The 13,879-nt window shown below is 39.5% G+C and carries 17 protein-coding genes; 2 read left to right on the forward strand and 15 right to left on the reverse strand.

What is annotated here, in order from left to right; translation table 11 throughout:
• Positions 1 to 2: 2 nt before the first annotated feature.
• The 14 genes from B9T26_RS02500 to B9T26_RS02565 all read right to left on the reverse strand — a co-directional run bounded on the left by B9T26_RS02500 (position 3) and on the right by B9T26_RS02565 (position 10,206).
• The gene (locus B9T26_RS02500; protein WP_086198229.1) at positions 3 to 731 is read right to left on the reverse strand and encodes a molecular chaperone; all 729 of its coding nucleotides are present in this window, start codon (positions 729 to 731) and stop codon (positions 3 to 5) included.
• A gap of 94 nt (positions 732 to 825) precedes the next feature.
• A complete protein-coding gene (locus B9T26_RS02505) occupies positions 826 to 1,293 on the reverse strand; it encodes a hypothetical protein (RefSeq protein WP_086198230.1) in 468 nt (155 codons plus the stop codon).
• Between the two features lie 27 nt (positions 1,294 to 1,320).
• Positions 1,321 to 1,794, reverse strand: a complete 474-nt coding sequence (locus tag B9T26_RS02510) for a hypothetical protein (RefSeq protein ID WP_086198231.1) — start codon at positions 1,792 to 1,794, stop codon at positions 1,321 to 1,323.
• A 36-nt stretch (positions 1,795 to 1,830) separates the two neighbouring features.
• On the reverse strand, positions 1,831 to 2,325 hold the full coding sequence (locus B9T26_RS02515) for a hypothetical protein (protein WP_143222986.1): 495 nt from the start codon (positions 2,323 to 2,325) through the stop codon (positions 1,831 to 1,833).
• A 25-nt stretch (positions 2,326 to 2,350) separates the two neighbouring features.
• Positions 2,351 to 2,818 carry a hypothetical protein gene (locus B9T26_RS02520; protein ID WP_086198233.1) on the reverse strand — a complete coding sequence of 156 codons (468 nt, stop codon included), beginning with the start codon at positions 2,816 to 2,818 and terminating at the stop codon, positions 2,351 to 2,353.
• Between the two features lie 416 nt (positions 2,819 to 3,234).
• The gene (locus B9T26_RS02525) at positions 3,235 to 3,996 is read right to left on the reverse strand and encodes an adenosylcobinamide-GDP ribazoletransferase (protein ID WP_086198234.1); all 762 of its coding nucleotides are present in this window, start codon (positions 3,994 to 3,996) and stop codon (positions 3,235 to 3,237) included.
• Position 3,997: 1 nt separating this feature from the next.
• Positions 3,998 to 4,609: a histidine phosphatase family protein gene (locus tag B9T26_RS02530; protein ID WP_086198235.1), complete on the reverse strand. Its 612-nt coding sequence runs from the start codon at positions 4,607 to 4,609 to the stop codon at positions 3,998 to 4,000.
• A gap of 19 nt (positions 4,610 to 4,628) precedes the next feature.
• Complete coding sequence (gene cobT, locus B9T26_RS02535) at positions 4,629 to 5,681, reverse strand: nicotinate-nucleotide--dimethylbenzimidazole phosphoribosyltransferase (protein WP_086198236.1); 1,053 nt, start codon at positions 5,679 to 5,681, stop codon at positions 4,629 to 4,631.
• The gene (cobU, locus tag B9T26_RS02540) at positions 5,681 to 6,199 is read right to left on the reverse strand and encodes a bifunctional adenosylcobinamide kinase/adenosylcobinamide-phosphate guanylyltransferase (RefSeq protein WP_086198237.1); all 519 of its coding nucleotides are present in this window, start codon (positions 6,197 to 6,199) and stop codon (positions 5,681 to 5,683) included. The genes cobT and cobU overlap by 1 nt, the downstream gene beginning before the upstream one ends.
• The gene (locus tag B9T26_RS02545) at positions 6,196 to 6,807 is read right to left on the reverse strand and encodes a 2'-5' RNA ligase family protein (RefSeq protein WP_086198238.1); all 612 of its coding nucleotides are present in this window, start codon (positions 6,805 to 6,807) and stop codon (positions 6,196 to 6,198) included. Before B9T26_RS02545 ends, cobU begins: the two co-directional genes overlap by 4 nt.
• 208 nt (positions 6,808 to 7,015) lie before the next feature.
• Positions 7,016 to 8,257: an MFS transporter gene (locus B9T26_RS02550; protein ID WP_086198239.1), complete on the reverse strand. Its 1,242-nt coding sequence runs from the start codon at positions 8,255 to 8,257 to the stop codon at positions 7,016 to 7,018.
• 268 nt (positions 8,258 to 8,525) lie between these two features.
• Positions 8,526 to 8,735, reverse strand: a complete 210-nt coding sequence (locus tag B9T26_RS02555; protein ID WP_086198240.1) for a hypothetical protein — start codon at positions 8,733 to 8,735, stop codon at positions 8,526 to 8,528.
• An 80-nt stretch (positions 8,736 to 8,815) separates the two neighbouring features.
• Entirely contained in the window at positions 8,816 to 9,283 is a 468-nt protein-coding gene (gene ybaK, locus B9T26_RS02560; RefSeq protein ID WP_086198241.1) for a Cys-tRNA(Pro) deacylase, read from the reverse strand.
• A 458-nt stretch (positions 9,284 to 9,741) separates the two neighbouring features.
• Positions 9,742 to 10,206 (reverse strand): MarR family winged helix-turn-helix transcriptional regulator, encoded by a 465-nt coding sequence (locus B9T26_RS02565; RefSeq protein WP_086198281.1) that lies wholly within the window; start codon positions 10,204 to 10,206, stop codon positions 9,742 to 9,744.
• Positions 10,207 to 10,939: 733 nt separating this feature from the next.
• On the opposite strand from B9T26_RS02565, the gene B9T26_RS02570 reads away from it, so the two are divergent.
• The gene (locus B9T26_RS02570) at positions 10,940 to 11,341 is read left to right on the forward strand and encodes a hypothetical protein (RefSeq protein WP_086198242.1); all 402 of its coding nucleotides are present in this window, start codon (positions 10,940 to 10,942) and stop codon (positions 11,339 to 11,341) included.
• A gap of 198 nt (positions 11,342 to 11,539) precedes the next feature.
• On the opposite strand, the gene B9T26_RS02575 is transcribed toward B9T26_RS02570, so the two are convergent.
• Complete coding sequence (locus B9T26_RS02575; RefSeq protein ID WP_086198243.1) at positions 11,540 to 12,760, reverse strand: alkane 1-monooxygenase; 1,221 nt, start codon at positions 12,758 to 12,760, stop codon at positions 11,540 to 11,542.
• A gap of 194 nt (positions 12,761 to 12,954) precedes the next feature.
• Between B9T26_RS02575 and B9T26_RS02580 the strand changes: the two genes are divergently transcribed.
• Complete coding sequence (locus tag B9T26_RS02580) at positions 12,955 to 13,878, forward strand: AraC family transcriptional regulator (protein WP_086198244.1); 924 nt, start codon at positions 12,955 to 12,957, stop codon at positions 13,876 to 13,878.
• Position 13,879: the final 1 nt, after the last annotated feature.

The following is a 13,879-nucleotide window of genomic DNA, read 5'->3' on the forward strand; positions in this document are numbered from 1 at the left end:
TTTTAGTGCTCCGCAATATCATAAACTACGGCACTTTTTTTGGCATCGGACTGCATGACAAATTTTAATTTTTTTGCAGAAGCATTCCATCCCTCCAAAGGAATAGAAACTTCACGTTTAGGCAAAACATATTTCATGGTATCGACATCTTTAAGCACTTTGCCTGATGCATCTTGAATGCTGAACTTGGTCATTTGAAAATGTGCTGTACCACTATTTTTTGCCTTTAATACGGTATTCTGTTTGGCATCCTGCGCAAGGTAAAAGGACATCTCCGGTTGGAAACCGCTTCCTACAAATACAGGCACACTAAAATTCAGCGCAATGCTCATTCCGGTTTTTTGTAAGGGTGATGGAATCTCGTTGAATTTTACCCGCCAGGTCCCTTGTTGTTGTAAGTTCATGGCTTCAATAGATTGGCGAAATCCAAATCGAATGACTTTATTTCCATCGGGTTTTAAAATCAGTGCCTTGGGATTAACAACCAGGTCTGTATCGGGTGTTAAAACATCATTGCCTTGTTCATCCTGAGACCAGCGAAATACGCTAACTTCATAGGTACGGTCTGATTTTTCACCTTTGGTATTTAGTGTTGCCGTAGTGCTACGCTGTTCACGCTCACCGGAAATATATAATTGAACTGGAGATATCGTCAGATCTGCATGTGCTATGGACTGCATGAAAGTCAGTAAAGCAAAAACAAGACTTGCTTTATTCGTTATAGTTCGCATATTTCTTTTACCCCAGTACAAATTAATATTTTTAGCGTCACAATTAAAAATGCATAAAAGGTAAATGGCTTACCTTTTATGCGATTATTAAGAATTAATATTCAACATATACATGAAATACATCAGTATATAAACCAGCGGGTGTCGTTGCTGTAATTGAGTCTGAAACACGCATAGACAAACTATAATCTGCTTTGATATATCCTGGTTGAGGTAAATAGACCATAGGATATCGCAACGGCAAACCTGTACCTGTTTGTGCATTTTGTATAGTTATTTGCGTCTTTAACCAATTATTATTGGCATTAGAAACATATGAATAGGTCTGACCTGCATCCCATTTATCAGACGTTGTATAAATGCCGTAAGGGACATTACAAGTTACTGAAAAGTTTTCCGTGGTCCAAGTATTGTCTTCTTTTAAAATCAGACCTGATGGAACATCTGCAATCGTACATTGCTTTGCAATTTCCACACTCATAGGAATAGATGAAGTCGCTGTAGCAGCAAATGCCGGACATCCCATCATCAGTGTTGTAATTGCTAAGAGCATTTTTTTCATGATTTTATCCTCAATGAAATTGCAAACTTAGTAATCAACACTAATGTTTAAGGTATCGTTATAGAAACCTGCAGGAGTTGTTGCCACGACAGCAGCGACAAGTGCAGCATTCACGTTATATGTATCTACCGTTAAACCAGGCTGAGACAATGCTGTACCTACATTGACAGGTACAGCTGTACCGTTTAAATCCACAGCAATATGAGTATTTAAAGTATGGCTTGCATTGGTTGTCGATTTAACAAAAGTGGTTGCATTGGTTGTATTGGTCGTGCTGGTACTAATGCTATACGGTGTATTGCAAGTCACTTTAAAGTTACCTGTACCGCTTGTTGTATCATTTGGAATAACAATATTCGTTGATACATCACTAATGGTACATTTTTTAGAAATGGTTAAACTGACTGGAATGCTTGCTGAAGTTGTGGCAGCTTGAGTCTGTACTAAAGCACTCGATAAAGCCGCAATAACAACTAAAGAAATTTTTGTTAATGTTTTCATGGTTTTTCTCATTTGTTTTTTGAGTTGAAGTGAAAATTAATAATTTACAGTCACACGGAATGTGTCTGTATACACACCGGCTGGTGTAGTTGCTGTGGTTGGATTAGAGAGATTAAAGTTGAGAATCGCACCAACTGGTGTTCCAACTGTCCCATGTCGCGTATACCAATCTCTAGTCGAAGATCCCAGATTTGTTACATTATTAAATATTGTTCCACCCACTGAATAATTCACACGAATGTTCATTGGCAACCCCACACCATTTGGATTTTTTAGTTGTAGGTTTCCACTTTCTAAAGAGTCTGTTGTGATCCTAAAAGTAAAGTCAGGAATATTACATATCATTGTGAAACCACCTGTTGTATCCGTGCCATCTTCAGGGACCACAACAGAGGAACTTAAATTCGAAATAGTACAGCTTTTAGGTATATCTACCCCCATAGGAATACTGGCTGTCGTAGTATCGGCTTGAACCAAGCCACTCCCCAATAACACAGCTAAAGTTGCAGCTGATTGAATCAATATTTTCATTGTTATGCTCTCATAAAATGAGTGATTAAAAAGTTGCATCCAAATACAAGACGTCCTGATAAACCCCAGCAGGTGTTGTTGTATGCACTGGACTTGCCAGATTTATACTGATTGTTCCAAGCTCGGAACTTGATGGGTCTAATACTTGAATCTGTTTAACACCATCCAGTTGATAAATGTTCCCCATAAAACTGACCTTGACGATGGTATTCAACTTCCCCCCATTGTCTATTTTGACTGAAGTTGAAATATCTCCATCTTTTAACGACTTTGAACTGATTTGCAGTTGAAAATTTTTATTACAGTTCAAGGTAAAATTTCCGCTAGTAACTGCACCATTTTCAGAAACAATAATTTGTGGACTGACATTGGAAAATTGACAACTCACAGGAATAGTCGTAACAACATCGATCGAAGATGTTTGTTTTGCAGGATAAATATTTCCTGAAAATTGCAATAAAATAAGCATCAACAAAATGTTGGCAAATTTCATACGACATCCCTTTATCAGCATCGCGAGTTCAATCAAAAATGATTATGGCTAATTAAAAGCGAAATAAATTGAGATTGATATCACTGTAATTGGGTATATTGATCACAAAACAACAACATTTAAAATATTTTAAAAATTAAATATTTAAGAAATAATCATTAAGATTCAGCACTATAAATTCACTATATGTATTTTTATGTAACTTTCGATTTTTAATTTTTTTAATAAAATATTTTTGTCATTCTTTTTATATAATTTTGAGTGTAATATATTTTTCACTTAATTTATTATTTGAATATTTAACAAATCCTATATTTATTTAAGTTTTTTCTTCATCATAAAATCATTCAATCTTTCCTGCTTTAATCTTCCCTTGTATAAAAAAAATTTTAAAAATCCATACATAAAATTCTTTTTCAAGCTTGTAAAGCAGATGGAAAATATAAAGATAAACTGATGACGAAACTCAACAGACTGACCACTTCTACAATTTCAATACTGGCACCAACGGTATCTCCGGTAATGCCGCCAATACGCTGTATAAATTTGGCTCTTAAATAAAGTACAGTCGCTATAAAACAGACGCTGCTTAAAATACCGGACCAGCCCCAATATGCTGATATCAGCAAACACAAAATAATTATGCAAATTGCAGCAGTTTTGGGAATAAACTCAGCCATGGAAGATCCCAGACCTTGGGTACGGACATAGCGCGTACTTAAAAATAACATCAGAGGGACTAAACGCCCCAGCAGCGGAAATAAAACTAGCGCTGAATAAAGTTGCTGTTCTAACAACACATAAATGGCTGACCATTTTAACAAGCACACAATGAATAGGCTCAGTACGCCAATCGGGCCACAACTCGGGTCTTTCATGATGGCTAAGGTACGTTCAGCATTACCAAAGCCGCCCACCCAGGCATCGGCAGTATCAGCCAAGCCATCCAGATGCAAACCGCCTGTTAGCCAAATCCAGACCACCAGCACCAAACTGCTTAATAAGATGATTGGAATTGCCTGCAAACTCAGTGCGAGTCCAAACAGGATTAACCCGATCATCAAACCCACGATTGGATAAAACAGCAAGGATTGCCCATTTTGCTGTTTCGTAGGCATTGCTTTCAGTTGTATGGGGAAAGTCGTTAAAAACTGGAGTGCGATCAAAAATGGAGTCATGTTATTGCTCCAGATATTGAAGTGTTAAATTGTCATGCAAAGCAAAGCGGTTCAGTTGCCCAAGTTCTGCCGACATTTTCAGAATATTATCCAGCGGCTGATTCATTGCCAGACATTTTAACAGTTTAATCACACCGCCATGGGTGACCACCAGTACATGTTCAAACTGCTCGTGTTGCATATAAGTCTGAATCTGCTGTAGTGCTTGATTGATTCGCAGATGAAACTGCTGCAGGGTTTCAGCATTTGGCGGACTAAACTGGGAGGGTTTCTCCCAGAATTGCGCCAGTAATTCCGGCTGGGTTGCATAAATGCTTTGGGTCGAAAGGGCTTCCCAGTCACCAAAATGCATTTCTTGCAAATTGGCATCCAGTATCACTTCAAGTTTCAGTTTGAGGGCCAATTCATCTGCAAATACACGGCAGCGTTGCAAAGGTGAACTGATTATGGCATCCCAAACCAAAGCCTTAGGATCATGCTGTAACGCTTGCTCTACTGTCTGACGCATTTGCTGCCAGCCAGACTCGGTCAAGGCATCATCCGTAGACCCCCGCAAAGTATGGCTTAAACTGGTTTCACCATGACGCAGCAGATCAATGCGATACATGTTCATATCCTAAATAAAAAACCCATTAAACCTTGTCGCCAATCACTGCCGCTTCAGCAAAAGTCGCCATATTGTTATGCAGGCTGCAGGCCAACTTGATGATTCCTAAAGCCGCACCGGCACCACTGCCTTCTCCCAAACGTAAATTCAGCTTGAGTAAGGGACTGGCATTCAGCTCTTGCAATAAACGCAGATGCCCATATTCAGCCGATTGATGACCAAACAGCATCCATTCACGTACTGCCGGATTTAAACGTACCGCTACCAAAGCCGATGCCGTACTAATGAATCCGTCCACCACCATGGCCAGGCCCAGTTGCGCACAACGAATATAGGCACCCACCATGGCTGCAACTTCCAGACCGCCAACGGCGCATAGTGCCTTGAAAGCATCCTGACCGACATATTGCTGATGTAAAGCCAAAGCCTGATTAATCACATTTTTTTTATGGTTAAGTTGTTCTGCACGAATGCCTGTACCCACGCCGGTCAATTGCTCGGCAGGTTCATTCAGTAAAAAACAGGCGACCGCAGAAGCGGAACAGGTATTGCCAATGCCCATTTCCCCTGCCACATAAATAGATGCCCCATGCGCTACAGCCTGTTCCACACTTTTTGCACCCAGCATCATGGCCTCGGCACATTGCGCTTCGGTCATGGCCGGCTGTTTGGCGAAGTTAGCCGTGCCCGGAATAATGCAATGTCGTTCGACACCGGCATATTCATAAGCATCACCGACAGAACCGCAGTCAATGACTTGCAGTTTGGCCTGATATTCTTTGGCAATCACGCTGATGCAGGCACCACCACCAGTAAAGTTTTGCAGCATCTGCCGGGTTACAGCTTGCGGATAAGCCGAAATATTTTCTTCCATCACCCCATGGTCACCGGCAAAAATGCTGATCCAGGGCTGGTTGATATTGGGACGCGGATTGTTTTGCAAACTGGCCAGTTGAATCGCAACATTTTCCAGTTCGGAAAGTGAACCGGTCGGTTTGGTTAACTGTAATTGACGCTCTGTAGCCTGTAGTCTGGCTTCTGCACTCGGCGTTTTACACGCATCTAACCACCAGTTCATTACTTCTCTCCTTTTAAAATCATTGGAAAACCCGCCACACAAAACACCACCTTATCGGCAATCTGTCCCAGCTGTTGATGTAAACGGCCAGATTCATCCACAAATTTACGGCTGATCTCGCCCATGGGAACAACCCCCAATCCGGTTTCATTGCTCACTAAAATGATCTGCGATTGCAACTTAGGCAACACATCAAGTAATTTTTGACATTCCATAACTTGCAGATTTGCATCTTCATGCATCAACAGATTGCTTATCCATAGCGTCAGGCAATCGACCAAAATCAGCTGATTCGGCGCATCAATTTGCTGCAATCGTTCTGCCAGTGAGTAAGGTTCTTCAATCAGCTGCCAATGGGCAGGACGTTGCATTTGATGATGGGCAATTCGCTGCTGCATTTCCGCATCTAAGGCTTGAGCGGTTGCAATGTAAGTTACAGCTAAAGCTGAATCTTTCGCAATTTGTTCAGCCAGACGACTTTTGCCGGAACGGGCACCGCCTAAAATAAGTTGGATCATGCATCACCCAATAAAAATTGATGGTACGGTGTTAATGGCCCCTGCAAAACCTGGGCATGATAAGTCCCAAAAGTTAATTGTCGGGTTTGAAATTCAAATTGCTGCTGTGAAATTTTTTCAATACGCTCAAAAACAGCATCACTATTGATATTGTCTTTATATAAACCCAAAGTGATATGCGGACAATACTGTAAGGGGGCGACTTCTTTTGAACAGGCATAGAACTGTTGGCGTATCTGGGCCAAGCTTCCTTCAGTATCTTCAATTTCAATAAAAAGCGCACTTTCAAAACTATTTAAGTTACCCGTCTTTAATTTAAATAAAGATTTTTGTGCTGAGTTTAAAGTTTCAATCTGTTGTTGTAATTGCTGCTGGCTAAAATCGTCATCCCAAGCAGGTTTATGTGCGGTCAGAAATCCGCAAATAAACAAGGTAATATGAAACTGGCGCGTATTGGGCGTATACAGCAGGTCGGAAAAGTGCTGACGCAGGTGGTGTAAATAATGCAGTAATTCAGGCTGCTGTATTTCCAGATACCAGAGTGAATAATCCATGCGCCCCTTATGCCACTCAGGATAATCCTGTGCAAGCGTGGGTACAACTGGCATAGAGGGTTTCAGAAACACGTAAAATTCACATTAAATTCAATCGGCTTATTTAACCATGAATTTTGCCAGATGAATCAAAGCTTTGGTTTAACAATATTCAGCTTATGCTGAAATTTATTCAGCTCGTCATGCAAAGCCTTATATAAATGACTTTTTTATAGATCCAGCGCCATGAGAATTACTGTATACAGTTCATTCCGATGAGCCTTTAGCTATCTGCCATATCATTCTGATTCAAGGATATTTTCTTCTTGTCCTGGGCAATAACCATCATAGAAAAATAAACCATCAAACCCAGCATTAACAACAGCAGAAAATAATAGGGATAACTCTTATGCCACTGATACAAGCCGGTACTCAAGATTGGGCCTAAAACAAAACTAAAGGCCTGGGTTGCGGTACACCAGCTGGCGACTTTGGCTTGCATAGACTTCGGTGCATCTTTTGCCGCCCCCGTGGTAAATGCAGGAATTAAACACGCGACCGCAATCCCATAAAGAAGATAAACGAACTGGAAAATACGGATCTGTTCGGTCAGTACAGAAATGAGTAGTGCTGCGGTCAGGGAAAAAATGCCTACCCACAACAAACGATAGACCGACCATTGCAGATATCTGGAAATCAGGCTTTGCATAACCACCAGTGCAATACCCACAATTAAAGAACACTGGGAAAAATATACGGCGCCTTTTGCAATACTCATGTGAAAATGATCCTGGATATAAAAACCGGCAGTCAAATTCACAGTCACAATTGCTAGATACAAACTAAAGCCAAGCAGCAACCAGGCAGAACATTGATAAATGGAAAAGTCTGAATCTGTATTGGCTGCATTTAGAACATGCTCCTGTTGAGCAGATTGAATCGTGCTGCTACGTTCAAATCCAAACACAATCACCAGACTAATCAAACTCAAAATGATTATCGCAGCCCATAACGGAGCCAGGATGCCCCACGCTAACAGTAAAGTCGTTAAAAATGGGCCAATAATCACTCCTACGCTATTTAACGCGCCAAATTTTGACATGGTCTGGCTACGTTCTTGTTCTTCGACATAACGGGTCATCACATAGGTTTGTAGCGCAATTTGCGGCATGGCCATAAATACCCCGGTTCCTGCACGAGCCGCCATGAGCAAACCAAACAAGCTGATTAATGACACCTGAACCGACAGGCCATAGAGCAAGACGGCAGTGAAAATGCCCCAGGTAATGGTCATGCCAATAAAACCAAGGCTGAGCAACTGGTAAATCGAAAATTTATTTTGATTTTTAGAAATATAAATGGCTGCTATCGCCATCAGTAATGCTCCACCCGAGACCATGGCACCGCCTTGCAGTTCCGAGAGCTTTAACTGACGAACCAGAGGCGCCAGCAAAGGTAAAATCATCGAGAAACTCGCCCCATTGGCCAGACTTGCTGCAATGAAGATTTTGTTATTTTTATCCATGCTTTATTTTTAATTCCCACTTGTGGTTTGTATTTATAAGAGACCAGAGGCAACACACACTAGCCCTTTCATGCTTTTTAGAACGAAATTTAGGACTTCACGCTATAGCTCAGGACATAAGTTCGGCCTTGGACAGGTAATACCAATGCAATAAATTGATTATAAAAAGAGTTATATTCAGTATTTCAGACGCTGGAAAAATCAATCGCAGGTTCCCGAAGCCCATTTTGGTATTGGCAATCACATCCATTGTGGCAAGCCCATTGTTTCAGTTTGCAGCCGAGCTATATTTAATCGTATCTTGCCGGACTTTGTCAGTACCGCCAATCGCCAAAGCTTGTACGCGCAAGATCATATTATTAAATTGTCCAACTGCTAGATCGGGTTCTTTTAATGGCATGAGACAACTAGGATTCAGTTTTTGCCCAAGCCACTCTGAGTATTTTTTATTGATCCCGAGTATTAGCCAGTGTTCCACCTAATGTCTATCCATAGTGTATAGCATATAAAAAAGCCCTAAATTTGTTTAGGGCTGATTAGAATCATTGAAGTCAATTTTTACACGTCTAGCACATCTGCAAATTCTGCGCCCAAGATCTGGGCTAAATCTTGTGGTTTTACACCTATATCCAGGCCTCTTTTACCACCACTGACATATATTTTTTGCAACTGCTGTGCTGAAGCATCGATGACCGTTTTTAAACGCTTTTTCTGACCCACTGGGCTAATCCCCCCGACCAGATAACCTGTTAAGCGTTCGGCATTTTTAGGATCGGCCATCTGCAATTTTTTACAGCCCACTGCCGCTGCCACTTTTTTTAAATTCAATTGGTGATTCACTGGTAATACTGCTACAAAATAGTTCTTATCATCGGTGACTAATAAGGTTTTAAATACTTCTTCAACACTTAGCCCCAGTTTCTCGGCCGCTTCCAGACCGAAACTTTTAACATTGGCATCGTGTTCATATTCATGGATAGAAAATTCAATTTTATTTGATTTTAAAACTTTGCAAGCAGGTGTCATTTTTTGATGATTTTAAAAACGAGATAAGTAAATTATAGGCTTTTTAAAAGTGAATGTTTAGCTTGCTTAGGCTATTTTTTGGTTTCATGTTTATATCTAATGAATCTATAAAAACTCTGAAAACCGTTTTAGGACTTATATTTTAAAACCAAATTATAGATGTGGCTAAAACCTAAAGAAGTATTAAGTGCTTCCCCATATTCTACTGTCGACTAGACTCGGCATTTCTCTAAAAATAACAATGGAGATACTTAGGATATGTCTTCCCTTACTCGGCCTAACTTTGATCGATATACAATTGATTGAAAAATTGGTTTTATCCAAGCAACCTGCTATAGAGAAATACTTAGGTGTAAATCAGATCTCTTAAAAAATATGATTTTAGAATTTAAAAAAGTAGATCCAAGTGATGATATAAAGCGTGGACATTGCATCCACGCTTTTTAATTAAATTGAGATCAATGTGCCAAGTTTCTGAAGATAAGTTTAAGGCTGTCTAGCATTTTTTCAATTTGTAGCGGGGTCAAACCTTCAAAAGATTGATCTAGAACAATGTGACTAAGATCGTTAATTTTTTGCACCATTTGCTCGCCCATATGGGTTAAAACGACCCGGGTAATTCGTGCATCATCTTCACAACAATAAGTATGCACTAAGCCTTCATCTTTCAGACGGTAAATAATTTTCGTCGTGGTCGACATCTTGAAAATCAACATATCGGATAAATCGGATACACTCGCGTTGGGCTTGGATTTTAAAGCCAGTAAAATACGACGACGAGAATTATCCAGACCATATTTTTTTAACGCATGATCCACATTTTGCACATATTGAGAATGTACTTGAGTAATCCAGTAGTATGGAAAATTATCTAGATTGAACTCAGATGCTGCAGAAAAAAATTTACTGTACTTGGTTGTCATCATTATGACCTCTAATTTATTGTTGTAATTTAAATTATTTTAAGTTTAGAAAAACTATTTAAAATAATTTGTTTTTTGCAATATGTATTAAATTATTTTTATTGCTTATTGAGATATTCAGTTTCTTATAAATTGATCGAAAAAGCTACAAAATATATTCAATGTTGTCTAACAAAATTCGTATAAAATAAAAAACCCGGCGTCCTGCCGGGATTTTTCGTATTTGATGCTTAGATCTGACTCCTGTCTGATCTTACATTCCTTGTTCGATCTATTCTTTTTATTCTGTGGAACTTCCTGTTCTCTATGTCCCCATCATAAGAAATTACAGTGAAGTCGTATAGCCGCAAAGGGCCGAGATTTATGTGAGCATATGCGTACAAGATTGGCTAAAAACCATCCCGGTTTTATCTGTAAAAATTGGGGATAGTTTTTGCTCTGAGAAGGTCGAAAACATTGAAAAATTTCATTTTGAATAAAAAATAATCAATTCTATTGACTGACTATATCAAAACCGCTCATAAAAAAGCCGACTTGCTTCCAGGCTAGTTTTTAGCTGTTTTTTTGAGCAGTCTAAAATATATAAATATATGATTTTATTTAAATAATTAAAATGTATTTCGTATAAGCACCATTATGTTAAATAGATAGCGAATTGGTAGAAAAATCCAGTTTTTAAAATTTCAAATAAGAGGTTTTATGCTAAATCTATTCTGATATATTAAGAATTCATATGGCTAACTATAATTATCTTATAAATATGAGAAATATAATAAAATTAGTAATAATTCCTTTATGTATTGCATCAGCTAAGGCTGAAAAAACATATAACGGACCATATAGCGAACACGTTGCGAAAAAATGTATAGGTATGGGAAAGCTATCAGATTTGATTTATAGATCTAGGATGGAAGAAAAACTATCTAAAGATGAAGTCATAGCTAAAATTAGAAATCTTATAAATAACACTCCTAATTTTCCCGAACCACAAGATTTTATTGAAGTAAGCAATAATCTTATCGATAAAGTTTTTCAGTATCCGAAACCTAAGAACTATAAAATTAAACTTCAGCAAATCGATAGTATGAGAATAGAAACAGTTCATAATTGCCTAGACAAATATAGTATTAGTTAAATTGCTAGAAATTATTTAGACACCTTATAGTTTTCTGAAATTAACATAATACACGTTATGCAAAATGTAATTAAATTGTCATATAGAATCAATATAATACGATGTTGTAAAAGCCCATTCACCCTCGAATGGGCTTTTTTTATGATTGATCATTTAAAGACGCATTCAAAAAATATTAAATGTTCAACTTGCCGCCCGTTATTCTTTATTTAACAACCGATCAACCACACCAAACTTCTTGAATATGCTGGCACGGCGTTTTGGATGAATATTGGCTTTGCTTAAATCGCCTTGATAATGATCGAATACGCGTTTATCCATCATTTTAAACCAGAGCGATGGAATCATTGCTGGCAAGAGCATGGTGGCATAACCGCTCGGCAATTCAGGCGCTTCATCAAAATGGCGTAAGGCCTGAAATGGACGTGTCGGATAGGCATGATGATCGGAATGACGCTGCAACTGGTATAAAAACAGGTTGGTAGTAATATTATTATTATTCCAGCTATGCTCAGGCATGGTACGCGTATAAGTCCCATCTTCCTTTTTATCGCGCATTAAACCGTAATGTTCAATGTAGTTAATAATTTCAAATAAGCTCACCCCATAAAAAGCCTGCGTAGCTAAATAAGGCAACACTTCTTTGCCAAACAACTTCAGCATGGTGGCATGAAAACCAGCACTCATTGCCCAGCCTTGAAACAGCTCATTTTCCGCACTAAAGAAAGATAAACCTTTGCGTTTTAAACGGTTCTTTTCAATTTCAATGGCCGACTTGATGCCGCCAAATACCGTTCTTGGCCAGAATTCATAGAAACTTTCTCCCATTTTAGAAGATGCAGGATCTTCAGGTGTTGCCGCACGTTTATGGTGGCCATAAGGATGTTCAACACGAAAATGATTATAAAATAGTGGCATTAATGTGGCATGAGCAAGGTAATGATCTTTCTTATGCGGTCTATGTGACAGCTCATGCGCTGTATTCACGCCCACACCATTAATCGCCCCCATGGAAATTCCCAACAGGATCTGATCGACAAAAGAAGTCTCTTTACGGCTCACCACATAACCGGCAAAAAGATTGGCAGCCATCTGCAAGGGAATAAATAATTTTACAATCCGGTCATAATAAGGGTCTGCAACCAGCGATTTAATTTCGTCATCATTGGGATTATTACTGTCATTGCCCACCAGTGCATCAATACTGGGAATAATCACGTGCAGCAATAAAGGGCCACCCAAGGCAAATATTTTTTTCGTAGCTTTAGGGCCAAACTGGTAACCGGCCAAAATCCCCATGCCAATCACTGGTAAACCTGGACTCAGCAGCCACCAATAACGTTTTTTATCGAGTGCCAGACCTGAAGCAGTTTGCATGGTTAACGTTGTTTTTTGATCAATTTGTACTGGTGCATTCATGCTCGCGATCTTCCTTATTTTCTGTTCTCCCTTTATATTTCTAGAAATGCAGCATCAAGAACAGTTGTAAACGTCCAAAAAACCTATGCAAGCGTTCTTGGCGTAAATAGCCCCAATTTGTCCTATAAACACATGCTGGAATAAATTCAGGCTTTTTATAATTTTTAGTCAAGATGAAGACAGAAACATAAGACATGGATGCCTTAAGTAAAATTTTTGATGATATTCATCTGAATAAATCTGAATATATTTATTTAAAACCGCAAGGCAACTGGGCCTATGCTTATCAGGAACAGGATGCCATGATTGGCTATGTGGTTCTGGTGGGCACGCTCAACATACAATTTGAATCGCAAAAAATGCTGCAACTGGAAGCGGGAGATTTGATCCTGATCCCTTCTGGACAGACCCATAGCTGTCACAGTAATAATAAAAATAACTTAATTGAAGCACTTAATATTACAGGGCTTTTTGATGAAAAAAGGCAAGAAACCATTGAGTTTGGCAGTGAGAGCGGTGAACCGGCGCTAATTTTGGCCATCCGTTGTCATATCGATACCATTATGGCTCGGCCTTTACTGAATGCCCTGCCCGACTATATTCATATTCAGCATATTACCGGCAGTACCGCGCCTGAATGGCTGCAAATAGGCCTACATTTTTTGGCTGTGGAAGCCTATCAGCTGCGTCCGGGTCGCGACAAAATTCTCGACCATCTGGTGAGTATTCTTTTTATTGAATGTGTACGTGATTATATTGCCCAGTTACAGGATTCCAATAACTGGCTGCGCGCGCTTGCCCATGCCGAACTGGCCAATGCCCTGGCAGCCATTCATGGCAAACCTGAACGGCCCTGGACAGTAGAAAGTCTGGCCGAACAATGTTGCATGTCTCGTTCCAAATTTGCGACTTTATTTAGCACGATTGTTGGGGAAACACCGCTGGCTTATTTACAGCAATACCGCTTCCGTTTGGCTTCGCAGCATTTGCGTGAAGGGCAATTATCGATCCAGCAAATTGCCCACCGTGTCGGATATTCTTCCGAAACCGCCTTTAGTCAAACCTTTAAACGGCTGTTTCATCTAACTCCGAGCCAATATCGCCAGCAGTTCCAGTAAA

The sequence above is a fragment of the Acinetobacter sp. ANC 4169 genome (genome assembly GCF_002135355.1).
Classification (GTDB): Bacteria; Pseudomonadota; Gammaproteobacteria; order Pseudomonadales; family Moraxellaceae; genus Acinetobacter.

What these genes read in the sequence shown, in the direction of transcription:
- B9T26_RS02520 (WP_086198233.1), bottom strand. Translation starts at nt 2,818, where the DNA reads ATGAAATTTGCCAACATTTTGTTGATGCTTATTTTATTGCAATTTTCA.
- B9T26_RS02510 (WP_086198231.1), bottom strand. Translation starts at nt 1,794, where the DNA reads ATGAAAACATTAACAAAAATTTCTTTAGTTGTTATTGCGGCTTTATCG.
- B9T26_RS02545 (WP_086198238.1), bottom strand. Translation starts at nt 6,807, where the DNA reads ATGCCAGTTGTACCCACGCTTGCACAGGATTATCCTGAGTGGCATAAG.
- B9T26_RS02505 (WP_086198230.1), bottom strand. Translation starts at nt 1,293, where the DNA reads ATGAAAAAAATGCTCTTAGCAATTACAACACTGATGATGGGATGTCCG.
- B9T26_RS02500 (WP_086198229.1), bottom strand. Translation starts at nt 731, where the DNA reads ATGCGAACTATAACGAATAAAGCAAGTCTTGTTTTTGCTTTACTGACT.
- B9T26_RS02530 (WP_086198235.1), bottom strand. Translation starts at nt 4,609, where the DNA reads ATGAACATGTATCGCATTGATCTGCTGCGTCATGGTGAAACCAGTTTA.
- B9T26_RS02580 (WP_086198244.1), top strand. Translation starts at nt 12,955, where the DNA reads ATGGATGCCTTAAGTAAAATTTTTGATGATATTCATCTGAATAAATCT.
- B9T26_RS02550 (WP_086198239.1), bottom strand. Translation starts at nt 8,257, where the DNA reads ATGGATAAAAATAACAAAATCTTCATTGCAGCAAGTCTGGCCAATGGG.
- B9T26_RS02565 (WP_086198281.1), bottom strand. Translation starts at nt 10,206, where the DNA reads ATGACAACCAAGTACAGTAAATTTTTTTCTGCAGCATCTGAGTTCAAT.
- B9T26_RS02570 (WP_086198242.1), top strand. Translation starts at nt 10,940, where the DNA reads ATGGCTAACTATAATTATCTTATAAATATGAGAAATATAATAAAATTA.
- B9T26_RS02575 (WP_086198243.1), bottom strand. Translation starts at nt 12,760, where the DNA reads ATGAATGCACCAGTACAAATTGATCAAAAAACAACGTTAACCATGCAA.
- ybaK (WP_086198241.1), bottom strand. Translation starts at nt 9,283, where the DNA reads ATGACACCTGCTTGCAAAGTTTTAAAATCAAATAAAATTGAATTTTCT.
- B9T26_RS02525 (WP_086198234.1), bottom strand. Translation starts at nt 3,996, where the DNA reads ATGACTCCATTTTTGATCGCACTCCAGTTTTTAACGACTTTCCCCATA.
- cobT (WP_086198236.1), bottom strand. Translation starts at nt 5,681, where the DNA reads ATGAACTGGTGGTTAGATGCGTGTAAAACGCCGAGTGCAGAAGCCAGA.
- cobU (WP_086198237.1), bottom strand. Translation starts at nt 6,199, where the DNA reads ATGATCCAACTTATTTTAGGCGGTGCCCGTTCCGGCAAAAGTCGTCTG.
- B9T26_RS02515 (WP_143222986.1), bottom strand. Translation starts at nt 2,325, where the DNA reads ATGAAAATATTGATTCAATCAGCTGCAACTTTAGCTGTGTTATTGGGG.